The 23,775-nt window shown below is 47.5% G+C and carries 21 protein-coding genes; 7 read left to right on the forward strand and 14 right to left on the reverse strand.

Annotated elements, in window-relative coordinates; all coding sequences use genetic code 11:
* Positions 1-6 precede the first annotated feature (6 nt).
* Entirely contained in the window at positions 7-1,212 is a 1,206-nt protein-coding gene (locus tag NO352_RS20780; protein ID WP_005545077.1) for a Ger(x)C family spore germination protein, read from the reverse strand.
* A 33-nt stretch (positions 1,213-1,245) separates the two neighbouring features.
* Positions 1,246-2,883: a spore germination protein gene (locus NO352_RS20785; protein WP_289356680.1), complete on the reverse strand. Its 1,638-nt coding sequence runs from the start codon at positions 2,881-2,883 to the stop codon at positions 1,246-1,248.
* Between the two features lie 235 nt (positions 2,884-3,118).
* Between NO352_RS20785 and NO352_RS20790 the strand changes: the two genes are divergently transcribed.
* On the forward strand, positions 3,119-3,661 hold the full coding sequence (locus NO352_RS20790; protein ID WP_268599036.1) for a cob(I)yrinic acid a,c-diamide adenosyltransferase: 543 nt from the start codon (positions 3,119-3,121) through the stop codon (positions 3,659-3,661).
* Positions 3,662-4,081: 420 nt separating this feature from the next.
* Here the strand turns inward: NO352_RS20790 and NO352_RS20795 are convergent, their stop codons facing one another.
* From NO352_RS20795 to NO352_RS20845, 11 genes are all read right to left on the reverse strand, one after another.
* Complete coding sequence (locus NO352_RS20795) at positions 4,082-5,236, reverse strand: multidrug effflux MFS transporter (RefSeq protein ID WP_289356766.1); 1,155 nt, start codon at positions 5,234-5,236, stop codon at positions 4,082-4,084.
* 325 nt (positions 5,237-5,561) lie between these two features.
* Positions 5,562-7,091: an alkyl hydroperoxide reductase subunit F gene (gene ahpF / locus NO352_RS20800; protein WP_005545084.1), complete on the reverse strand. Its 1,530-nt coding sequence runs from the start codon at positions 7,089-7,091 to the stop codon at positions 5,562-5,564.
* A gap of 12 nt (positions 7,092-7,103) precedes the next feature.
* Positions 7,104-7,667 carry an alkyl hydroperoxide reductase subunit C gene (gene ahpC / locus NO352_RS20805; protein ID WP_005545086.1) on the reverse strand — a complete coding sequence of 188 codons (564 nt, stop codon included), beginning with the start codon at positions 7,665-7,667 and terminating at the stop codon, positions 7,104-7,106.
* A 459-nt stretch (positions 7,668-8,126) separates the two neighbouring features.
* Positions 8,127-9,893, reverse strand: coding sequence for a thiol reductant ABC exporter subunit CydC (cydC, locus tag NO352_RS20810; protein WP_289356681.1), 1,767 nt, complete (start codon positions 9,891-9,893; stop codon positions 8,127-8,129).
* A complete protein-coding gene (gene cydD, locus NO352_RS20815; RefSeq protein ID WP_268599034.1) occupies positions 9,890-11,620 on the reverse strand; it encodes a thiol reductant ABC exporter subunit CydD in 1,731 nt (576 codons plus the stop codon). The genes cydC and cydD overlap by 4 nt, the downstream gene beginning before the upstream one ends.
* Positions 11,620-12,636 (reverse strand): cytochrome d ubiquinol oxidase subunit II, encoded by a 1,017-nt coding sequence (gene cydB, locus NO352_RS20820; RefSeq protein WP_005545093.1) that lies wholly within the window; start codon positions 12,634-12,636, stop codon positions 11,620-11,622. The genes cydD and cydB overlap by 1 nt, the downstream gene beginning before the upstream one ends.
* Positions 12,623-14,026, reverse strand: a complete 1,404-nt coding sequence (locus NO352_RS20825; RefSeq protein ID WP_005545095.1) for a cytochrome ubiquinol oxidase subunit I — start codon at positions 14,024-14,026, stop codon at positions 12,623-12,625. Before NO352_RS20825 ends, cydB begins: the two co-directional genes overlap by 14 nt.
* Before the next feature lie 371 nt (positions 14,027-14,397).
* On the reverse strand, positions 14,398-15,090 hold the full coding sequence (locus NO352_RS20830; RefSeq protein ID WP_005545097.1) for an ABC transporter permease: 693 nt from the start codon (positions 15,088-15,090) through the stop codon (positions 14,398-14,400).
* A complete protein-coding gene (locus tag NO352_RS20835) occupies positions 15,083-16,006 on the reverse strand; it encodes an ABC transporter ATP-binding protein (RefSeq protein WP_005545099.1) in 924 nt (307 codons plus the stop codon). Before NO352_RS20835 ends, NO352_RS20830 begins: the two co-directional genes overlap by 8 nt.
* Before the next feature lie 110 nt (positions 16,007-16,116).
* Positions 16,117-17,052, reverse strand: coding sequence for a sensor histidine kinase (locus NO352_RS20840; RefSeq protein WP_268620349.1), 936 nt, complete (start codon positions 17,050-17,052; stop codon positions 16,117-16,119).
* Positions 17,053-17,061: 9 nt separating this feature from the next.
* The gene (locus NO352_RS20845) at positions 17,062-17,766 is read right to left on the reverse strand and encodes a response regulator transcription factor (protein ID WP_005545102.1); all 705 of its coding nucleotides are present in this window, start codon (positions 17,764-17,766) and stop codon (positions 17,062-17,064) included.
* Between the two features lie 316 nt (positions 17,767-18,082).
* Between NO352_RS20845 and NO352_RS20850 the strand changes: the two genes are divergently transcribed.
* The gene (locus tag NO352_RS20850) at positions 18,083-19,291 is read left to right on the forward strand and encodes an MGDG synthase family glycosyltransferase (protein WP_005545104.1); all 1,209 of its coding nucleotides are present in this window, start codon (positions 18,083-18,085) and stop codon (positions 19,289-19,291) included.
* Between the two features lie 249 nt (positions 19,292-19,540).
* Here NO352_RS20850 and NO352_RS20855 read toward each other — a convergent pair whose 3' ends face one another.
* On the reverse strand, positions 19,541-20,104 hold the full coding sequence (locus tag NO352_RS20855; RefSeq protein ID WP_289356682.1) for a hypothetical protein: 564 nt from the start codon (positions 20,102-20,104) through the stop codon (positions 19,541-19,543).
* Positions 20,105-20,211: 107 nt separating this feature from the next.
* Here NO352_RS20855 and NO352_RS20860 point away from each other — a divergent pair, with 107 nt between their 5' ends.
* From NO352_RS20860 to NO352_RS20880, 5 genes are all read left to right on the forward strand, one after another.
* Positions 20,212-20,574, forward strand: a complete 363-nt coding sequence (locus NO352_RS20860) for a hypothetical protein (protein ID WP_483311857.1) — start codon at positions 20,212-20,214, stop codon at positions 20,572-20,574.
* A 101-nt stretch (positions 20,575-20,675) separates the two neighbouring features.
* Positions 20,676-20,807, forward strand: a complete 132-nt coding sequence (locus tag NO352_RS20865) for a DUF4023 family protein (protein ID WP_268620330.1) — start codon at positions 20,676-20,678, stop codon at positions 20,805-20,807.
* 396 nt (positions 20,808-21,203) lie between these two features.
* On the forward strand, positions 21,204-21,779 hold the full coding sequence (locus NO352_RS20870; RefSeq protein ID WP_040735720.1) for a GNAT family N-acetyltransferase: 576 nt from the start codon (positions 21,204-21,206) through the stop codon (positions 21,777-21,779).
* A 114-nt stretch (positions 21,780-21,893) separates the two neighbouring features.
* Positions 21,894-22,439, forward strand: a complete 546-nt coding sequence (locus NO352_RS20875; protein ID WP_289356684.1) for a PadR family transcriptional regulator — start codon at positions 21,894-21,896, stop codon at positions 22,437-22,439.
* Positions 22,423-23,631, forward strand: a complete 1,209-nt coding sequence (locus NO352_RS20880) for a cytochrome P450 (protein ID WP_289356685.1) — start codon at positions 22,423-22,425, stop codon at positions 23,629-23,631. Before NO352_RS20875 ends, NO352_RS20880 begins: the two co-directional genes overlap by 17 nt.
* The last annotated feature ends 144 nt before the right edge of the window (positions 23,632-23,775 follow it).

Consider the following 23,775-nt stretch of genomic DNA (forward strand, 5'->3'; position numbering starts at 1 on the left):
GCTGTTCTACCCCTTCACATCACTGAGGAACGAGTTCCCAATTGTTCCTGTCCGTCTAATATTGAAATCAACTTGAACATTCACCTGCAGCTCCTTGAACAATTGCGGCCACTCTTTCTTGTGACGGTTCCAATAGCTCGGATAAGCACGATGAACAGCCTCTCCGAATCCAAATACATCGGTTCCTTCCGCCTGTGCTCGCTCCAAAGCTTTCTTTGCATTGTGAACCATAATCTGACCGGTTGTCTGTTCCAACTCACGAAGAGTCGACTGCTGATTGGTATCCATATTACATTCAACATCGGCAATATTAGCTTCTGTCCGCAAGGAAACGTCGATAGAAGGACGATCTTGATTCAGCTTCGCCTTCACCTTTGTCTTAGAGCGAATCACCTCGACTCCAGCCTTTCCGCCAGACTTGCATGGCAATTGAATATAAGTGTTCTCCAACTTATCCGTCAAATAGCTGAAGCCTTTGCTCTCCGTTTCATTCATCCAGCCAACCAATTTATCTCCGCTGAACATGCCGAGACCCGAATACTTTAACAGTGCCGGAGACTCGATCAACTCCACATTCTCCTTCTTCTTTCCTTCCTCACTGTCCCCTTTTATCAATATGCCTGTCAGCACAGCGTCCTTTCCATAGCTGGTCAAATCCGTAATTAGATCATCAAGCCGCACACTTACCGTAGGAGCCCACATCCGATCTGACACCTCCAGCGATTGGTACATTTTATTTGCAGGGATTTTATCTAGCGGTGTATAGAAATTCAAAATATCCCTGGCCGTAGTTCCTCTTCCTACTACGATATAAAAATCCGTGCGCAACTCCTGATCCCGCGACAGAAAATCAAGCGGCTTGCTGATGCCTTCACGCGCAAGCGCCTCACCGAACACGAACATACGAAGATGTGAAAAGTACACCTTTCGCGGAGTGAACGTAGTCATGCGCCGTATTGCTTGGAACACCGTACCGCCCTTCGCACTATATACGATTACAGGCGCCCTATTGCCACTCGGCTTGCGCGCCGACACCTCACTTGGATCCACGACCTGTACAAGCACCTCATACTGTCCATCTTCTGCCTTATCAATTCCCATGCCTACTGCAATCGCCAGGTCATTCATCTCGCGTCGATTCCAACAGCCGGAGACAAGCAGACTAAGCATGATGATCAGCACACTGCTGAGGATGATCTTTTTCCGCTTCATTGCTATTCGTCCCCTCTACCTTTGAGTATGTAATTATTTAGGCGGCTTCGGATGAGCTTTGTCTAGCGGCTGCTGCCGCTTCTGATTGTTCGGACTCATGAAACTCGGCCTTGTACGCATGGCCCATTGCGGAAACCGAAAAATCGTATCCTTCTGATCCTTAATAATCATGGGTGCCAGCGGGCTCATATAAGGCACGCCAAATGAACGCAAGCTGCACAGATGAAGAACGATCGCGATAAGCCCAATGCATACGCCAAATAATCCAAAGGATGCAGCGAGCAGCATTAATGGAAAACGCAGCATTCGGAATGCATTCGACATGCTGTATGCAGGGAAGACGAAGCTGCATATTGCAGTAGTGGATACAACAATAACCATCGCCGCCGACACAATGCCGGCATCTACCGCAGCCTGGCCAATAACGAGTGTACCGACAACAGACACCGCTGGTCCAATCATCCTTGGCATGCGGATTCCCGCTTCCCGCAACAACTCGAATAAAATCTCCATCATTATGGCCTCCAGAACAGCAGGGAAGGGTATTCCTTCCCGCTGCGCTGCAAGGCTGATCAATAGCTGCGTCGGAAGCATCTCTTGATGGAATGTCGTAATGGCTACGTACAGCGACGGACCTAAAAGCGCAATGAAAATTCCGATGTATCGAAGAATCCGGACAAGACTGCTAATGTCCGAACGGAAGAAATAGTCCTCTGCCGCATGCAGAAAGGATACAAACAGTGCGGGGACTACTAGCACGGAAGGTGTTCCATCCACAAGAATTGCAATTTTCCCTTCCAACAATTCGGCAGCAATGACATCTGGCCGCTCTGAGTTATATACCGTCGGAAAAGGAGTAAAAGTCTTGTCCTGAATGAGCTCTTCAATATAGCCGCTTTCAAGAATACCGTCGATGTCAATTCGGCTCAGACGATCCCGAACCTCCTGCACCACCTTATCATCTGCCAAGTCCTGTATGAACATGATAGCCACATTCGTTTGCGTAAGACGACCAAATGGCTTTGTCTCCACACGCAAATTTTGATGCTTAATTCTTCTCCGAATCAGTGATGTATTCGTTCGCAGCGTTTCCGAGAACGCCTCGCGCGATCCACGGACAGAAGGTTCTGTTGTCGCTTCGGTCACCCCGCGATCCTTCCAACCTTGCGTGCTGGCTGCCAGTCCTGTTGTATACCCATCCAACAGCAGCACCGTATTGCCGCACAGTACCTCCTGAAGGACATCATCCAAGCAGGACACTGTCTGAATATCACCTACCGCCAGCACCCTCTCCTGCAGCAGCTTGATCAGATCCTTAGTCGCATCCGAGCCAGACGAGTTTGAAGATGCAGTTGAGCCCTCGGCAGCAGTAGACGAACCGTCCATTTGATCAGGATCGTCTTGCCCTTCCTTGGTTTTATCGGAACCAGAGGAGTCTGTTTTGGTTTTTGATTTATTTCCTCGAAGGACTTGGCTGTCACCTAATAGCGATTCCATAATAAAGTCAGTAATTGTCGCTTGATCAGCCATCCCATCTGTATATATCACTGCGACTCTTTGCTCGCCATCGCCCCCTACACGCAGTTCACGAATTACAATGTCTGAGCTATTTCCGAGTTTCATCCGAATATAATCGAGATTATTGTGTAAGCTTGCTTGCAGTTGATCCATAGACGTCTTCCCTCACTCTGCAGTTGATCACATGCCTGCCTGTTGTACTGCTTGGCACCTCGCCAGCAGCCATAGATTCTGCTTTTCAGTATTGCCGTGCGTTCAACTGGATAAACCGCCTCCCGGATTTGTCGACAGGCACTTCCCAGTGATACTATGAACAGGGTAGAGACAACCAAGATTTTGCGATCAAGCCGGATAGCCACATGCCGGCTATACAGGAGGGACGACCGTTATGGCAACTCGCACCAAAGGATTGACACTCGTATACACGGGCGATGGCAAGGGAAAAACGACGGCAGCAGTTGGGTTATGTGTTAGGGCAGTGGGTCACGGTTTCAAAGTTCTTATGCTTCAATTCATCAAGAGTCCAAAGCGTTCATATGGGGAACAAGCTTCGTTGGAGAAGCTCGGTGTGGAGGTAAGACAGCTCGGTATCGGCTTTACTTGGCTAAAGACGCCTGAGGAGCATCGTGAAGCCTTCAAGGAGGCCTGGTCGATAGCGAAACAGGAAATTCAGTCTGGAGACTATGACCTTATCGTTTTGGATGAATTGAACAATGCACTTGCAATAACAAGCTTCCCGATCGATGATGTACTCCCTAAAGCAGAGGTGGTGGACGCTATCAAAAATCGTCCAGAACATATGAACATTGTCGTAACAGGACGCTCTGCTTGTCCTGAAATCATTGAAATCGCAGATCTCGTATCCGAAATCGAACCTGTGAAACATTACTACGAGGAAGGTATTCCGGCAGTACTGGGCCTTGAATTCTAATTCATCTATTTATTCTATGTAATCTTTCTACTTTAGATCTCTTTCATTCACAAGGCTGCATGTCTTTACGTTGATCTTTCCTCGGGCAAGCAGCCTTTTCTTCTTTCCAGCCTCATAGCACCTAATAGCGCCTTTCTAATTACATTATTTATCCCATTTCGCTCCACTCCTTATCTCCTTACCTCATTACCTCCTATCATCTGCCCAAGTCTTCACCTTCCTGCATGTCATTTGCCCATTGTAAAAGCTCAAAGATCAGTAGGAAGCAGCCTTGTATAGATCGGACGGATGCTAATCACCGAGAATCCTTGCTGAAAAGCACAGAAGCGCTGAAGATTAAGCGAATGACTCGCTTGCTTCAGCGCTTCTGTATGGTGTAGCCGATCTGTAAGTGTAAAGCTTGAGCGTACGGTATTCAAATTAACGCTTGCGAATCATGAATAGGTAACTTAGCACTGCACCAAGGCCACAGCAGGCGATGACAACCCCCATCGGAACGGCTGTATGGCTGCCGGCGATGCCGACAAGCGGCGCAGCAAGTGAACCTGCGATGAAAGACATCAAGCCCAGCATCGCCGATGCGCTGCCTGCACGCTCTCCTTGGCTTTGCATCGCTAAGGAGAAGCCAGCTGTATTAACTACCCCTGTGCTTGATACAACAATAAACAGGGCGATGACAACTGCGATTAACGGTGCCTGCAGCAGTATCGCAGCTAAGAGCAGCAAACCACCGCTGACGGTTTGCACAATCCCTGCAATGAAGAGCCGCTTCTCATGGAAGCGAGACGCCAAACGGCCCGTAATTTGTGTCGCAATGATGAGCCCAAGGCCATTGAGTGCGAAAAACAGGCTGTATGCTTGCGGGGATGCACCGTAAATTTCCTGCAGCACGAATGGCGATCCAGATATATAACCGAACATCGCAGCAAAAACGAATCCTTGTGTGCAGGCATAGCCCATGAATTCGCGATCAGACAGCAGCGTACGGAAGGTTGCCATCGTCGTACGCAGCCCGCCGGCAGAACGGCGTTCAGGCCGAAGCGTCTCCGGCAAGCCCAACCATGCAGCGAGAATCATAAGCAAACCGAGCAAGCCGAGCACGAGAAATACCCCATGCCATGTCGTAAACTGCAGCAGCTGCCCTCCAGCAATCGGAGCTAATATCGGGGCCAGCCCGTTTATCAGCATGAGCAGCGAGAAAAACTTGGTCAATTCACTGCCAGAATACATATCGCGCACCATGGCGCGTGCAATGACGATTCCGCCAGATCCAGCCATACCTTGAATGAAGCGAAGTGCAATGAGTCCCCATATGGATGGAACAATCGCACATAGAACTGACGCAATTGCATAAATGATGAGCGAAGCAATGAGCGGCATCCGCCGTCCCCTAGCGTCGCTTAGAGGCCCTAGCATGAGCTGCCCGAAGGCTAAACCCATGAGACAGGCTGTTAAGCTCAATTGAGCGAATGAAGTGCTCGTTTGCAGATCGCTGGCCAACATCGGCAGCGAAGGCAAATACATATCAATGGACAACGGCCCGATCGCCGTCATCGATCCTAGAATAACGGCCATGGACAGTCTCTGCTTCCGTGTAGGTGCAGAGATGGATGAGGCCGTATTACCGCGTTGTACAGGTATACTCATAGATTGTATCCAGTCCCTTTCTTGTTTGTAATCACGGCTGCAACCAACTCGTTATGATATGTCAATTTCAACCTACATACATGTAACCATTATAGTTACAGCTAGTTTGCGAATCAAGCTTAAATCATGTAAAACCCCCTCAATATTTCCTGCGGCATACAGAACAACAGCCCCCATTTCATTACGAAATGAGGGCTGCCACCGGCTTAACAGCCGAAGAGACGGGAAACCTATTTATACATAACGATATCGATTAATTGCGAATGAGATAATCGAATGCACCTAATGCTGCCGTAGCACCAGATCCCATTGAGATGATGATCTGCTTATATGGGCTATTCGTGCAATCGCCGGCTGCAAATACACCTGGTATATTAGTAGCGCCATGGCTATCTACAACGATTTCACCCATGCGAGTGCGTTCAACCGTGTCAGCCAACCAGTCTGTGTTCGGCACAAGACCGATTTGTACGAATACACCTTGCAACTCGACATGCTTCGTTTCTCCTGTTGCGCGATCAATATAGGAGATGCCGTCAACCTTATCCGTGCCGGTAATTTCGGACGTTTGTACGTTCTTCAATACCGTTACATTCGGAAGGCTGTATAGACGGTCTTGCAATACAGCGTCGGCTTTCAGTTCTGGAGCAAACTCAAGTACCGTTACATGTCTCACAATTCCTGCAAGATCAATTGCGGCCTCAATGCCAGAGTTACCGCCGCCAACGACTGCAACATCTTTGCCTGTGAATAAAGGTCCGTCACAATGCGGGCAGTAAGCCACCCCTTTGTTCTTGAACTCTGCTTCACCAGGGACGCCGATGTTCCGCCAACGAGCACCTGTTGATACGATTACGGTCTTACTTTTCAGTACAGCGCCGTTTTCGAGTTCAACTTCGATAAGATCCTTCTTCTCTAAGCGCTTCGCACGCTGGAGCTTCATTACATCGATATTGTATTCTTTGACTTGATTTTCAATATTCGCTACGAGCTGAGGACCTTCTGTGTATTTTACACTGATGAAGTTCTCAATGCCGAGTGTATCATTGACCTGACCGCCGAAGCGCTCCGCAACAATACCCGTGCGAATTCCTTTGCGTGCAGCATAAATCGCCGCACTTGCACCTGAAGGTCCGCCGCCGACAACAAGAACATCGAATGGCTCTTTATTGTCGAACTCGGATGCATCCGGAGCAGTACCGAGCTTAGCCAAAATTTCTTCTACGGTCATGCGTCCGCCACCAAAGAATTCGCCGTTCAGGTAGACGCTAGGTACAGACATAACGTCCTTGCTCTCTACCTCTTCCTTGAATACAGCACCGTCAATCATCGTGTGCGTAATGCCAGGGTTGAGGATGCTCATCAAGTTCAGCGCCTGCACAACATCCGGACAATTATGGCAGCTCAGACTGATATAAGTTTCAAACTTATATTCGCCGCGGATACTTTTAATTTGATCAATAACATTCTGCTCTACCTTGGGAGCTCTTCCGCTCACTTGCAGCAAAGCCAATACCAAAGAGGTAAACTCGTGTCCTAGCGGAGTACCGGCAAAAGTAACGCCTGTCTCTTCGCCTACACGGTTCACACTAAAGCTAGGAGTACGGGACAACTGTGTCTTCTCCACAGTAATCCGAGACGACATGTTAGCGAGTTCCTCTACCAAGGACAGCATCTCTGAGGACGCATCATCAGAGCCTGCACTGACCTTGAGAACAATATCTCCCTCAAGAAGCTGGAGATATTGTTCGAGTTGTGCTTTGATATCTTGATCTAATGCCATTGTCAGGACTCCTTAGATTTTACCTACAAGGTCAAGGCTAGGCTTCAATGTTTGTCCGCCTTCTTGCCATTTCGCTGGGCACACTTCACCTGGATTGTTGCGAACGTATTGAGCCGCTTTGATTTTGTTAATAAGAGCACTTGCATCACGGCCGATGCCGCCAGCGTTAATTTCAGCCGCTTGGATAACGCCATCTGGGTCGATGATGAACGTACCGCGGTCTGCCAGACCTGCTTCTTCGATCAATACGTCGAAGTTGCGGGACACGATATGGGATGGGTCGCCGATCATAATATATTCAACCTTGCCGATAGCTTGGGAGCTTTCATGCCAAGCTTTGTGCGTGAAGTGAGTGTCTGTAGATACGGAGTACACTTCAACGCCCAATTTCTTCAACTCTTCATATTGGTTTTGCAAGTCTTCGAGCTCAGTTGGGCACACGAATGTGAAGTCTGCCGGGTAGAAGCAAACTACGCTCCATTTGCCTTTGAAGTTCTCTTCTGTAACTTCGAGGAATTTGCCTTTTTGGAATGCATTTGCTTTGAATGGAAGTACTTCTTTACCGATAAGTGACATAGATCCTATCTCCTCTGCTTCAATTTATAGTTTATTTAGAGCGTGTTGAGAACAACAAGCTCGGTTACACACTTTATAATAATTATTATTAACTAAACGATCCAATCTGTCAACCCATTTTATAATAATTATAAAATAAAAATGATATTCTTTCTCATTTAGGACATACTTCATACATACCTTCTTCATTATGCTGCTATTGAAGGCAAAGTATTCGAATTTAAGGACAAGCTACAGTGGGCCACTCTTCTTTATTACCCCTTTTCAGCAGTTAGCAATCTCTTTTCATTAAAAGAAATTCGCTCAATTTGTCTATCTTCCTTCCTCTTCATCAAGAACATTTCAAATCGTTCACAGTAGAAACGAATTTCCCTATAAAAATAGCACCAGGACGCTTCCCCCTGATGCTATCTTGGTTGTCATGTGCCTCTTTATAGTTAAGAAGCACCAGCTCTATTTCTACTGCAGCGGCCCTTTACCTGGACGATCCAGATGATACAGGTTGCGATACCGCGGGTAATGTTCCATGAGTTCGGCATGAGTACCGCGCATTTCAATCTGGCCATTTTCGATAAAGACAATCTCATCCATGTGCTCGACACCAACCAAATGGTGTGTAATCCAGATCAGCGACTTGCCTTCCATTGTCTCGAACATCGTCGCAAGCAAATCGTGCTCTGTCTTCGGATCAAGTCCGACAGTCGGCTCATCGAGAATGACGACTGGCGTACGCTGCAGCAGCACGCGTGCCAACGCGATGCGCTGCCGCTCTCCACCGGAGAAGCGCTGCCCCGTCTCCATCATCGCTGTATCATACCCTTTCGGTAGGGAAGCAATCAGTCCATCCAGCTTAACCCGCTCTGCAACCTGACGAATTTCTTCATCAGATGCATTGCGACGACCTAAACGTATATTGTTGGCTACTGTCGTATCGAACAGATGCGGACGCTGATTGAGCACTGACAGAATTTCAGGAATATGCGCTCCGAATTCATCAGCACGAATGCCGTTAATCGTTACGTCTCCTGACTCCGGCACAATTGCCCCTTGAATCAGGGTCGACAGCGTAGATTTTCCGGCGCCGCTTCGGCCAATCAACGCCACCTTCTTGCCTTGTGGAATATCGAGTGTAATCCCATCTATCGTTAAGGATGCAGAGCCTTCATGCCGGAAGCGCACCTCATCCAAGCGGATATGCGCTTGTTCACGCGACTTTTGCAGCTGCTCAGACGAAATATTCGATTCAGAGCCTGCGGATGACTCGACCTCCGCCTCCCCCATGCCTGATAATCGGTCAAGGGAATCCTCATATTGGGGCAGCTTCTCTACCGCTTCCGATACCGGCAGGAAGGCATCCATGAGTGGGAAGACGACAAGCCCGAATGCTGCGATCATGACAGCAGCCATATTCCCATCTGCTGCTTGCCCTCCTGCCCAGTACACCATCGTAATGACCGTCAAGCCGACGACCGATTGGGCGATCAATGTCCGCCACCGTGCCCATACACGCAGATCAGAATCAATGCGAGCAACACGCGCCTCATCTGCTTCATAGGAAGCGACAAATTGGGACGCACGTCCGCTAATCACCCAATCACTCATGCCCAGGACAGCATCTGTCAGCTTCCGGTATAGCCCGCTGCGCTCCTGCTTCATCAGGCGATGCTTCCGCCGGGTGAACCAGAGCGATATCCATGGCAGAATGAAGACGAGAATGGCAATGTACAGCGCCATCAGCAATGCGAACGGAAGATCGAACCATCCTAGCGCCGCAATGCAGGCCGCATACATCACAATCGCGATAATACTCGGGAATATGGTGCGTACATATACATTTTGCAAATGTTCGATATCATCCGCCAATACGCCCAGCACATCGCCTGTACGGAATCGGGAGCGGATGAACAAAGCTTGCGGCTCCAAAATCCGGTACAAGCGCACTCGCATCTTCGACAAAATACGAAGCACGGCATCATGGCCTACAAGCCGCTCTACATAATGCACAGCGGCTCTGCCAATTCCGAAGGTGCGCACAAGTACAATCGGCACATATACCATTAATATATTTTCAGGCCGTGCTGCTGATTTCGAAATCAGGAATCCAGAAGTAAACATAAGCGCGCTCGCGCACAGCACTGTCAGCATGCCAAGGAATATAATGAGCGCGAAGCGACCACTGTAGCGCCGCAAATAAGGACGCAGCCATTGATTCTGTTCACGTGTCACGCTATCCCCTCCTGCTGCGAAATCAACATGCTGTAATACACGCCTTGGCGTTCAAGCAGTTGCTCGTGTGTGCCCGTTTCGGCCACCCTTCCTTGATCCATAACAATAATCCAATCCATATCTTCCATCCAATGCAATCGATGTGTCGCCAGGAAGACTAACTTGCCCTGAAATAGTGACAGCATCGTCTGCTTCAGTTCATATTCAGTTTCGATATCCAAATGCGCTGTCGGCTCATCCAGCATCATAACAGGTCTGTCGCTTAGGAATGCACGAGCAAGCGCCACACGCTGCTCCTGCCCCCCACTGAGCGAGCGGCCGCCATTACCAATAAGCTCGTTACGTCCGTCCGGCAATTCCGCTACAAGCGAAGATAAGCCTGCTTCTGCAATAGCGCGATCCACTTCTTCATCAGAGGCATCAGGGACGTAGAATCGGATGTTGTCCGCAAGCGACAAATTGAAAATATACGGATGCTGCGGAATATAGGTCGTCAATTGACGCCAAGCTTCCCCATCAAGTGATGGAACGTCAACGCCATTCAATGAAAACTTCCCTGATGTCGGCCGAAGGAATCCGCCAAGCACATCAATGAGTGTGGACTTGCCTGCCCCACTCTCCCCGACAATGCCAACCTTCAGAAGACCCTTCACCTCACACGAGACGTCCTCCAATGAAGAAGGCCCCTCTACCTCATGCTTAACACCTATGCCTGACAAGGAGATGGCGCTCTCCTGCGTCCAAACCATGCAAGATGGAAGCTGTGTGTTATTACCCCTTGCTTCCTCTTCATGCTTAATGATCGAATCAATCGCTTTGCCCGCCTCTTTCCCGTTCAATGTCGCATGATAATCCGCACCAACCATGCGAACAGGCAGGAAGTACTCTGGAGCTAGAATCAATACGGTAAGCCCAGTAACCAACGTCATTTCTCCATTAATAAGGCGAAGCCCCAGTCCAACTGCAACAGAGGCAACGGACAGCATCGTAAAGAAATCAAGCGCAAAGGAAGAGAGAAAGGCAACACGCAGCGTACGCATTGTGGCAGAGCGGTACTTGTCACTCACTTGCCCGATCGTATCACTGTGTTTGCGGCTTTGCCCCAAAAAGCGGAGCGTCTCCAATCCTCGCAACGCATCGACAAAGTGGTTCGATAAAATGCGGTACGATTCCCATTGCCGATCCATCTGTTTTCGTGCAGCAAGACCAACCAGTATCAGAAATACAATCAAAATCGGCAGCGTCACAATCAAGATAATGCCGGACGCTGTATCTAGCGTGAGTACATAAAGCAGAATAAGGATCGGTGTAATGCCTGTACCGATCATCCGAGGAAGAATCAGTTCCACATAGGTGCGGAACTGAGAGACCCCTTCAAGCACGAGCGTAACGAGATTACCCGTTCCCTCCGACTTGGCGAAGCGAGGTCCATATTGAAACAGCTTATCCATCAACTGACGCCGCAAGTTTACCCCTGTCTTCTCGGCGAAGTTATAGGCTACCTTCTGCATGAGTAAAGTCGTCACTTGACGGACGGTAAACGCAAGCAGGAACAGACCCATATTTCCGGCTTGTTCCTGCAGCGACGCGCCGGCAAACAGGGCGGAGATAACCTCCGCCAGCTTGATTGCCAGACCTATGATGGATAATGTTTGCACGAGAGTAAGGGCGGCAATGATGAACATCGCCGGCCTTGCCCCCTTATACTTGAGCAAATTTTTATCCATTAGTATTCTAAATGCTCCTTCTCGTGAACCCGTTTATGAAAGACAAAGTAACTCCAAATTTGATAACCAAGAACGAACGGCAGCAAGGTTAATGCTACAATCGTCATGACCTTAAGCGAGTATGGCCCTGAAGCCGCGTTATGAATCGTCAGATCAAATGCTTTGTCTAACGAGCTGATCATAACACGTGGGAACAATCCGATAAACACAGATGCAATCGCTAAAATGATAACGCCGCCTGTCATACCGAATGCCCAGCCATCCCGCTTCTTCGCCATGAAGAAACCGGCTAGCAAATAAACAATAACCCCAACAACAGCCACAGCCGCCAAAATACCGCCGCGAACCTCAAATACATCTGTCTTGAAGTACGTCATCGCACCGAACGCGACAAGCAATACCGCCAGAGGAACAAGCAGCATCTTCGCTTGCTTGCGGGCACGCTCCTGCAGGGAGCCAATTGTACGCAGTGTAGTGAACATCAAGCCATGCACAAGGCACAGAACCGTAACCGTTACCCCGCCAAGCAAGGTGTACACATTCACCATATCGAACAGTCCAGCCTTCATTTCCATCTGTCCGTCAATCGGCAAGCCTTGGATTAGACCCGCAAATACAACACCGAACAGGAATGGAGGAAGCAGGCTGCCTAGGAAAATCGCCCAATCCCATGTATTCTTCCAACGTTCCGTTTCTTTCTTGCCGCGGAATTCGAATGCGACACCGCGCCCGATCAAAGCAAGCAGTACAACGACAAGCGGTGTATAATACCCGCTGAATAGCGTAGCATACCAGTTCGGGAAGGCAGCGAACATCGCACCGCCCGCTGTAAGCAGCCATACTTCATTCGCATCCCAGAATGGGCCGATCGAATTAATTAAGACGCGACGCTCTCCATCCGTACGAGCCAAGAACTTCGTTGACATGCCGACACCGAAGTCAAAGCCCTCCAGGAAGAAGAATCCGACAAACAACACTCCAACTAGTAGAAACCATAATTCATTAAGCGATAGCATGTTGTCCCTCCTGATCAAACGGATCATTCGAATGCTCGTCCTTCATGACTTCATTCGGACCCTTTTTGATTACACGAACGAACAAATAGACAAGCACGATAGCAAGCACAGTATAAATTGTCGAGAACGCGATGAGAGAGAATAGCACCTGACCGCCCGACACACTCGGCGAAATACTGTCTTCTGTACGCATGAGACCGAATACTGTCCATGGCTGGCGACCAATTTCTGTCATAATCCAGCCTGCTGTATTCGCAATGAACGGCAACGAAATTGCATAGAGCATGAAGCGCATAAACCACTTATTTGGATTGTCCAGCTTCTTGCGCGCTGCCAAGTACCATCCATACATGCCAAGCAGAATCATCAATGTTCCGGCAAGAACCATGATGCGGAAACTCCAGAATGTTGTCTTCACTGGTGGAATGTAATTGCCTGGGCCATACGACTGTTCATATTCCGCTTGCAATTCCTTCATCCCGCGGACTTCACCGGAGAATTTACTATAAGATAGAAAGCTAAGCAAGTATGGAACTTTGAATTCCATGCTGTTCTCTTGCTTATCTGTATTGATTGCTGCAAATACCGTCCATGGAGCAGGGTCGTCACTTGTTTCCCACAAGCCTTCGCTCGCCGCCATCTTCATTGGTTGGGTATGCATCAAATATTGTGCCTGCTGGTGACCGAAGACCGCAACCAAAATGGATGAGATCGTAGCCACGATAACACCAATCTTGAACGATTTTTTGAAGAAAGGAACGTCCTGCTTCTTCAGCAGTTTATAAGCACTCACCCCTGTAATCAGGAATGCGCCTGTCGCGAATGCACCGAATACGGTATGTGGGAATTCCACAAGCAACTGCCCGTTCGTCAGAAGCGCGAAGAAATCGTTCATTTCTGCACGGCCGTTGTTAATCGCGTAACCGACCGGACGCTGCATGAAAGAGTTCGCCGCCAAAATCCACAAGGCAGACAGCGTTGTACCGATGGCAACTAACCAGATGCACAAGCAGTGCACCTTTTTCGATAAACGATCCCACCCAAATATCCATAAGCCGATGAACGTTGACTCCATAAAGAATGCCAGTAATGCTTCAATTGCAAGCGGAGCACCGAACACGTCCCCGACGAAGCGAGAATAGTTCGACCAGTTCATCCCGAACTGGAATTCCTGAATAATACCTGTTACGACACCAACTCCAAAGTTAATGAGGAACAGCTTCCCCCAGAACTTCGTCATCTTCTTGTATTCTTCATTTCCCTTTACAACATACATCGTCTCCATCATTGCGATCAGCAATGCGAGACCAATCGATACTGGTACGAAGAAGAAGTGAAAAATTGTCGTCGATGCAAACTGAATGCGCGATAATAAGATCGTATCCCACATATCGTTGTCCTTCCACCTTTCTATTTATACTCTCATTTCTATGTTGAATAGGCTGTAATGCCTCGTTGAACACGGGATCAATGATGTTCATTACATGTTCCAGTTGTATTCTGTCAGATGCGGGATCGCTGAAATGTGATATTAATCACAATTTTAAAGCAATAACTTGATCAAAATAAGAACATTGTGTCAAATTTCACAATTCTGTCGAAAAAAAGTGAAAAAAAGAAGAAAAAAGGCATTGAGCCTTCTTTCCTCTTTACAAGCAGCTTATAATGTGCTGCAGCTTTTTTCCATTTCGATTCTGAAATTTGTCACGGTTTATCACGTGTCACAACGCTGCCACATCATGGTTATGAGTGATTCTGGGCTTATTTGTATAGGTCGATCGTATCGATCTTGCAAATAGTCAAATAGGCTATCCCTACACCAATTACCGCAAATGCGAATGGTACCGCGAGAATGGACCACAGCGTCATCCCGCCATTATTCGAGCATAATATTGCTGCAATGAGGATAGAGCTCGTAATGGTCGCCACCGATGAATATTTGCGCATACCGAACCATAACGGAATGAGACTTAAGCAGCTTGCTGCTAAGGCACTAATGACACTGCTTGCCACATGATGCGTCAGAACGCCTATCGTCGCAGTACCTGCCACTGTATGTGCGTAGGAGTTGTACAAGAGGAATCCGCACATTAGGACAATATTCGACAGTATCATAGATATGAACGTGTATAGCACAACAATAATCAGCTTGGCTGTTATCATTCTTTTTCGCGGAATCGGGTACATGAACATGACCGTGATAGACTTGCTTTTAAATTCATCAATAACCATTCGGCTCAGCAGTGCGGAAGCTGTAATAATGAAGGCTATCTTTACAAACGTATCGATGAGATTGAATACGTCTGACACACCCTTGAACGCTTTATCACCAGCATCCGCCCCATAGATTCCTAGCATAATAAAGAGAAAAATACCAATCGTGATATAAATGGCCGTACGAATATAGGTGCCGAAGCGAAACTTCTGGAGTTCCAATCGAATGAGCTTATTCATGAAGCGCCCCCCCATTCAGTAACTTCATAAAATAATCCTCCAAGGAATGGTGCTTCTTATGCACGGACTCTACAGAGACGTCATTCATGACAAATGCCTTGGTGATATCCTGTTGAGAGACACCCCGTTGATAAATTCGAATCAATCGATTGTCGATGATACGGAAATTTGAAATATGCATGGTCTCTTCCAGCACGTAAGCTGCCTTATTCGCATGATCTGTCACAACTTCAATGAATTCGGATTGCTGGGCACGAACCCGCTCCATCGATACCTCCTCCAGCAGGACGCCATGGTTGATAACCCCAATCGTGTCGGCTATCAGCTCCATTTCCCCTAAAATATGACTGGATATCAAGATTGTGATGCCGAACTCATGCGACAGCTTCTTGAATAGGTCGCGAATTTCCTTAATGCCAATCGGATCCAACCCGTTGATAGGCTCGTCGAGAAGCAGCAGCTCCGGCTTTACCGTTATAGCCCGAGCAATGCCCAGACGCTGCTTCATTCCTAAAGAAAAATCTTTCACGGACTTGCGTTCAATACCGCGCAGCCCTACGAGATCCAGCGCTTCGCCAATCGCCTTCTTGTTATGATAGCCCATATATTCACAATGAAGCTCCAGATTCTCTTGAGCAGTAAGCCTGTCATAGAAAATGGGCTGCTCAATAATGGTTCCCATGCGTGCCAGCAGAGAATAAGACGAAGGGGTCAGCTTCTCACCAAACATCTCAATCTCACCGCTCGTCGGCTGAATGAGGTTCGTCATCATTTTCATAATCGTTGTCTTCCCTGCGCCATTGGGACCAAGGAATCCGTATATCTCGCCCTTCTTTATATTCATGCTGACATTTGACACGACATCCCTGCCTTGATAAGTCTTCGTTACTCGATGCGTCCGTACAATGCAACTCATTGTCTTGCCCCTCTCATCTCTTCTGATGTTCTCATTGTACAGATGAGCTATTTCTTATTTCTTATATAACCCTTACAAATTCCTTACGTTCATCCGGTTTGACCTTTACCTCAAGACATACGCATGAGCTTAATTGTAAAGATTGTTTTTTCATAGGGCTTGCTCCAGAGCGATATTGATCCGCCCATCGATTCGGCAAGCCGCTTCGTAATGGTTAAACCAAGGCCGCTGCCTTCATAATTTTTATTTCGGGAATCTTCCAAGGTGTACATTCGTTCAAATACGCGGTCTTGATGCTGTTCCGGTATCCCCTTGCCGCGATCCCATACATCGACGAATACATGGGTATCATCACTGCGCAAGGACAATCCCAGCATAAGCCCCTCCCCGCCATAATGAATAGCATTGGAAATGAGATTGTTCAGCATGCGATCAAGCGCATCCTCATTGCCCCTTGCATAGAGAGAGCCTTCCGGAATCTGAATATCAACATCGAACCCCTTCATCGTTAGCCGCTCATAAAATTGAAGAATGTTCTTGCGGCATATTTCACTCATATCCACACGAGTCAGCTCCACATGTTTATCTCCAGATTCCAGCTTCGCCAAATCAAAAAAGGTATGTATCAAGTCCAGCACTTCCAATGCTTTACCGTGTACCCGTGCTAGCAGGCGTTTCCGCTCTTCTTCACTCATACGCTCACTATTCATGCGAAGCGTCTCCAAATAACCAAGCACTACGGTAAGCGGCGTCTTGAGGTCGTGAGAGATGTTCGAGATCATCTTCCTCATCGCCATCTCAGTCCTCGCATAATCCGCCAACGCCTTCTCATGATCATTAAGCAAGCGATTGATTTGCTCGATCACTGCAATCAACGGTTTGTCGTCCGTGAATAGCAACAGCTTCTCAGCAGATTGCGCTTGATGAATTTGCTCTAACTTCTTCCGAATTTCCACTAATTGCTTATTTCGTCTTGATCGATTCGCATACTGCGTGTAGACTACGATCAATAGGAGCGCCATACATATAGATAAGAGAATAGTCATCATCATCGCTTAACCTTCCCACTTGTAGCCGATCCCCCACAAAGTCTTAATATGGGTTGGATTCGACGGATCGTCCTCTATCTTCTCTCGCAGTCGGCGAATGTGGACGTTAATAACATTTTCATCTCCATAGTACTCATCATTCCATACAAAACTATAGATTTGTGCTTTTGTGAACACACGATTTGGATTGGTCACGAATAATTTTAAAATATCGAACTCTTTGGAAGTCAATTTCATAGCTTCATCATGCTTCTGTACTAAATAGTTATCGAGATCAATGAATAAATGACCCATCTTAATGATATTCTGCTCAGCAGGGGGCTTCGACATCTCGATCTGAACATACTTGGTCGCCCGCCGGATTGCCGCCTTGATTCTTGCCGAAATCTCTATCATAGAGAACGGCTTCGCAATATAATCATCCGCCCCGAAGCCAAGACCAAGCGCCTTATCCACATCGCTGTCCTTTGCAGACATGATAAGAATGGGGATCGCGCTACGTTCCCGTACAAGCTTAATCAGCTCAAATCCATCCAGCTTCGGCATCATTAAGTCTACAATCATCATGTCAAATGTATCGGAAGCGAAAATGGCCATGCCCTCTTCGCCATTGCTGGCAGTCGTTACATAGAATCCTTCTCTCGTCAAATAATCCGACACCATCTCTACGATGGAGGCATCGTCTTCTACGATTAACAGCTTGTGCTGCATGCTAGACTCACACCCTTCTCAGACCTTCTCGTTCATTATAGAACAATTTTACCAATCTGGTTCAACAACTGAAGAGAATACCCTTTTTGTAATAGTCATATTCACGGAGATAGGACTATTAGCGGATATAGTTGGAAGAAAGTCCAGTCGGAATACCCGACTCAGGTCTAGTATATAACCGAACTGAGGGCCATTTTATAGAAAATGGAGATCGGATACGATATTAGTACCAGATCACAAGGAAACGATTGGCATAGTTAATCAATCGAATATATATAGACGAGAATTCAAACACGAAGAAGGAGTGTTATCAAACATGTTCGAACGGATGGAAGCACCGTCCACACCGCACAGGGCGAAGGTGCTGGTTCTATCAGGATCGATTGGCCACGGCCATATGCAAACTGCACAGGCAATTAAAGAAACCGCTGAACGCTGGTATGGTACAGAAGCAGACGTTCACGTAGTTGATTATATGGAGCAAGTATCTCCTCATCTGCACAGTGTAGGCACGTATTGCTTCGTACAATGGGTGAAGCTGTTCCCTAGCATGTACGGGTACTTATTCAACATGACACGCAAAGATCGGAAGCTTGCACAACTGTTGAAGGGTGTTCGCTTTACAAGCTTGCGGCCGCTGATGAAGCTGATCGAGCAGATGAAGCCTACCGTGATTGTCAGTACGTTCCCTGCTGCCAGTGCAGCCGTCTCGAAGCTGAAGGAACGCGGCATTATCGGTTGCCCGGCCGTAACGGTCATTACAGACCATACGGATCACAGCTTCTGGCTTCATCCCTATACAGATAAGTATTTGGTTGGCTCTCATGATGCCAAGACGAGATTAATTGAGCAGGGAGTGCCGCAATCCCGCATTGAAATGACAGGCATTCCAGTACGTCCTGATTTTTACGAATCCTATTCGAAAACAGAACTGCGTAAGAAATACGAGCTTAATCCATCTAAAATGACCGTTCTTCTTATGGGCGGCGGCTGCGGATTGTTGGATCCATCCATGCTGGAGCTCATTGAACATGCTTCCTGGGCACAAGAGATGCAGTTCATCGTCATCTGCGGCCGTAATGATAAGCTTCGAACTCAGTTAGAGCGCTGGGCTGAAGCCAGTCCTCTCCACGTTCGCGTTGAGGGGTATGTGAAGCCGGTACATGAGTATATGGCGATGTCTGATCTGATGATTACAAAGTCCGGTGGCGTTACAACGACTGAGGCTGTCGTTCAGCAACTTCCGCTGCTTGTGTATAAGCCGCTTCCTGGCCAAGAGCAGGATAATATCCGCTACTTGCTCCGCAGCGGAGTAGCGTGCCGTGCTGAGGATGCCGAGGAGTTGGTTGCACAACTCTCCATCTTCTCCCGCCATCCCGAGACATTAGAGTGGATGCGCGAGCGCGCAAGAAGCGAGCATCAGCATTCCCCATTCCATGCATTCGATGCCATCGTAAACGCACAGAAGTATTCAATGTCACGGCGCCACAAGATGGAGCATTGGTTGAACGAAACGATTGTGTAACTCGAATAGAGCTATTCGCTTCATACAAACATGAAGTGGAATAGCTCTTTTTAGATCCCGCTTCGGAGGGCAACATTTTGCTTTATACTGCATATTTCACATATCATAGAAGTAATCGATGATTCAATTATCACAAAATGTTTACATATAATATAATAGTATCACAATAATAGGGATATCGATAAGGGAGTGATGCAATCAAAATAAAAATAGACCTCACCATGTGAGGCCTATATGTATAAGTCCGATTTATTCAAAACAAGCGGAGTAGATCGCTCCTATACCAAAAAAACCCAATAAAGCATCTTGTATTTCCTTACCGGCAGTTTTGGCTGCATCTTGCACACCCATTTTGATAGCCTCCGTCTTAGACAAACCCAATCCTCTTGCAACCTTGTAGGTTTCGACCACTTTTTTCACAAATTTCACAGTTCCGCCGCCTGCTTTAATAGCGTCTTTAATTTTTGCAATTTTAGCTGGCGCAAAAACAAGACCTACCAAAGCTCCCCCTACAGCAGCAATGCAACCAAAAGTTCCGCTTGTTTTAAATTCAGAAATTCTAAACTCCGTATTCGTATTCAACCATTCAATAATCGCATCAGAGCCGCGCTGAATGACATCATCAGGCAATCTTTCGATTGCAGCAAGAGCTTTTTCCACTTCAGCGAAATTCGGATCGGCCTGTGAAGTTTCTATACTAACTGGCAGACTTTCTTGGCTTGCCGCTGCACTTGCCACGCTCCCCCACGAAAACACAGTAACTGCAATTGCGGTGACCAGCGACAACGCCTTCATTCCAAAACGTTTAAACATGATACCATCGCCTTTCCACAGGAAATATTATACAATTGTATGTTATCATGATGTATAATATTGTCAATTAAAATTTTCTAAAACAGGAGTGACTTGAATTGAAAAAAATGACAATGGGTTATGTTATTCTGGCAATCATCGTAGCATTCGCCATTTTTGCTTACTTTTTTATCCCCAATCCGCTCATACAGGAGATTGCCTTTTCTGGTGCCATTTTGTATTTCGTAATTATGATGCTCCTGCTCAGAATAAAGGACGATAGGGAGCACCCAGATAGAGCGGATAAAAAGACGGGGATTTACTCCGAATTTTACAGAGGACTCTACATCGGTTTCGGTATCGTTCTAGGCATTAATTTTTTCATCCACATCTTTGCCGATGATGAAGCCATGAAAATTACGTCCAGGGTGTTCACATGTACCTATGCCGCTATTTTAGGTATTTTCTATTTGACAACGAGGAACAAGTAACTGGTGCCGCCATTTAGTAAATCGCCGCCTTTATCTGGACATGATTTCCCCTTTAACCGGTTATAGTATCAAGGAATACCAAACGAGGAGGGATCTGTGCAATGGAGGACACCAAGCAATTTGTAGAAAAGCTGCACGAGGATCAGCAGAAGGCAAAGCGCAACCAGCAGCGCCATGGCGAAGGTAACCCGGGTTCGAGCTTGCCAGGAAAGCAGCACAGCACGAACAAATAAAAAGGATAGCCGCGCATAAATCCAGAGCCGCATTCATGCAGCAAGGATTCATGCACGGCTTATTTACTATATAAGGGATATCATTCAACCTGCATCATCGAACTTCATCCACAATGGCAAACGGAATGACGGGCGCATGCGTTGACTTATACGAACACGCAGCAGTACGATAGACAGGAGGCTTTCAATATTCGGCCGACTGAATGGACAAGCTAGGGAAGTCCAATTTGGAGCCTTACAGACTTAGTACACTGAATCATGATCCGGGGTGGAACCATTTGTAATTCAAAAGCAAGTTACGCTAACAATACAACGAACAGAACTGCCGAAACTAACCACGTAAGACTACGCCGCACTGATATCCGCCAAGCTGCCGCCGTCCTTGCACAAGGATTTATGGATGACCCGTTATATGAGCACATGCTTCCAGAACGGACAACCCGCCTGGAGGTGCTTACCATCTTCTTCCGCAACTATATCACCATGCTGTATGAGGAAGCCGACCTGTATGCAACGTCCGAACGGCTGGAAGCGGTTGCCCTCGTGTTCCGCTCTGAGCGGGCCGGAGTGTCTCAGCTCTCTCATGTAAGGTATCTGTACCGAATTGCTATTGCAATTATCAAATCAATTCCGATGTGCCGTTATATCCGCTTCTCTCAATTCATACGCGGATTGTCTACGCTGAACGCCATGAGCTCCGCCTGGCTATCCGAACTAAATGAGCATGACTATATCCATTTAGACATGCTTGTCGTGCAGCCGCAATACCGCGGTCAAGGTTTCGTCAGCCTATTGATGAGGCCCTTGCTCACCGAATGCAATGCGCGCGGGATCCCTTGCACTCTGGAGACACATAACCCGAGCAACATTTCCTTGTATGGACATTATGGATTCGAAGTGGTGGATACAATCCCAATGCCCGGGAACAGCGCATCCCAACAATATTGCATGGTGTATCGTCCCGATAAATAAATCGTTTACATCTTTTTCATGTATTCGCAATTACTGAGCTGCATATAATCAATTATCCATTGAGCATAGGTTAAAATAACCTATGCTCTAATTTATATACGAACAGGAGGACATATGTATATTGATATTCTGTTGCTTCATCATCTCATGATTAAGCCCAAGCACGGCTATGAGGTAAAGAAGCAGTTGGAGCGTCTGTTCGCTGACACCATCCGAGTGAACAACAACATGCTCTACCCCTCCCTTCGCAAGTTCGAACAAATGGGGGCCATTACGAAAGAAGTGGACACCCGGCCTGGTAAGCCTTCCCGCCACATGTACGCCATTGCTGAGCTAGGTAAAAAGATGTTCCATAAGCTGCTGCGAGAATTTCCCCCGGAATTTGCAGCTCATGAAAATGAATTCATTGTTCGCGTCAGTTTGTTCGAATATTTGCAGATTCCCGAACAGGAGGCGATTTTGAACGCCCGAACCGATTATCTTCGCAGCCAACTCGAAATCATTACTCAAGGACAATCGCTCACCGAAGGCAAACCTTTCGCCATAAGCACATTTCAATTCTTGATCAAGAAGCTGCGAGACGAACTGAACTGGATCGAAACTCTTAACGACCAGCTATACAGTTACAAAGGAGGGGATTCGATTGAAAACAAAGGGTGAAATCTTTATTCATGAGATTACCGGGTTCAAAACGAAAGAGCAGTTGTGGAATCCGTATGCCTGGTTTCAACATATGCGTGAAAAGAACCCGGTCTACTATGACGCGGAGCAGGATGTGTGGAATGTATTCCGCTATGAGGATGCAAAACGAGTTCTCTCGGATCATCAGCTCTTCTCCAGCGTACGTGAGCGCAGCATCGTCCCCGTGCCGAGGGATAACAGCGGTATCAGCCTGACCCTCTCGGATCCGCCGATTCATCGAAAGCGCCGAGCGCTTATTGCCAAAGCATTCGTTCCACGCAGCTTGGAGCAATGGAAGCCGAAAATTCAGGCAATCGTCGATGGATTGCTCGACAACATGCAAACACAAAGCACGGTGGACATTGTGAAGGCATACGCTGTCCCGCTGCCTGTGACGGTAATTGCCGATCTGCTTGGCGTGCCATCCCGCGATTGGGCTCAGATTAAGCGTTGGTCCAACATTCTGTTCATGGGCCATCACCGGGGCAGCATTGAACATCAGAAGCTTCAAAAAGACATGGCCATGAAGGAGTTCTCGGAATATTTACGCCCCCTGGTTCTGGAGAAACGCACTCACCCTCAAGACGACATCTTATCCGACCTGACTATGGCAGAATACGAAGGAAGCCGATTGACCGATGAGGAGATTGTAAGAACCGGAATCGGCCTGCTGGGTGCCGGCAATGAAACGACAACTACGCTCATCACGAATTGCTTTTATTGCCTGCTCTACGATCAACCGTCTGCTTTCGAAGAACTGTGCCAACATCCCGCGCTTGTCCCGCAAGCAATCGATGAAGCGCTGCGCTACCGGTTCCACATATGCATAGATCGAACGATTACGCAGGATACGAATGTATTCGGCCCGCCTATGAAAAAGGGGCAGATCGTGATCGCTTGGATGAGTTCCGCAAATCGGGACGACAGACAATTTGCCCACCCGGAGAAATTTGATATTCATCGCACAGGCAACGACAAGCATTTGACCTTCGGCAGCGGCCATCATTTCTGTCTCGGTGCACCGCTTGCCCGGCTAGAGGCAGAATATGCGCTAACATCCTTCCTTAAACGGTTCCCTTCCGCTTCCGTATCGGAGACCTTCCGCCTTGACGAGCATATGCCTGATCACAGCCACAAACTCTCCAGCCTGCCGATTCGTATTTATGAATAGCCCATTTCCTTCTTCAACTCTGGCTTTCCTTCCCCGACAAAAGGATCCGTATTTTTAGCAAATTCGACAATTTTTTAAATGAACCTACAGAAGTCAATCCGCCCCGTTGCATTTCTATCAACCTTTCGATATGCTAAAGATAAC

The sequence above is a fragment of the Paenibacillus sp. S-12 genome, assembly GCF_030363895.1.
GTDB lineage: Bacteria > Bacillota > Bacilli > Paenibacillales > Paenibacillaceae > Paenibacillus_B > Paenibacillus_B alvei.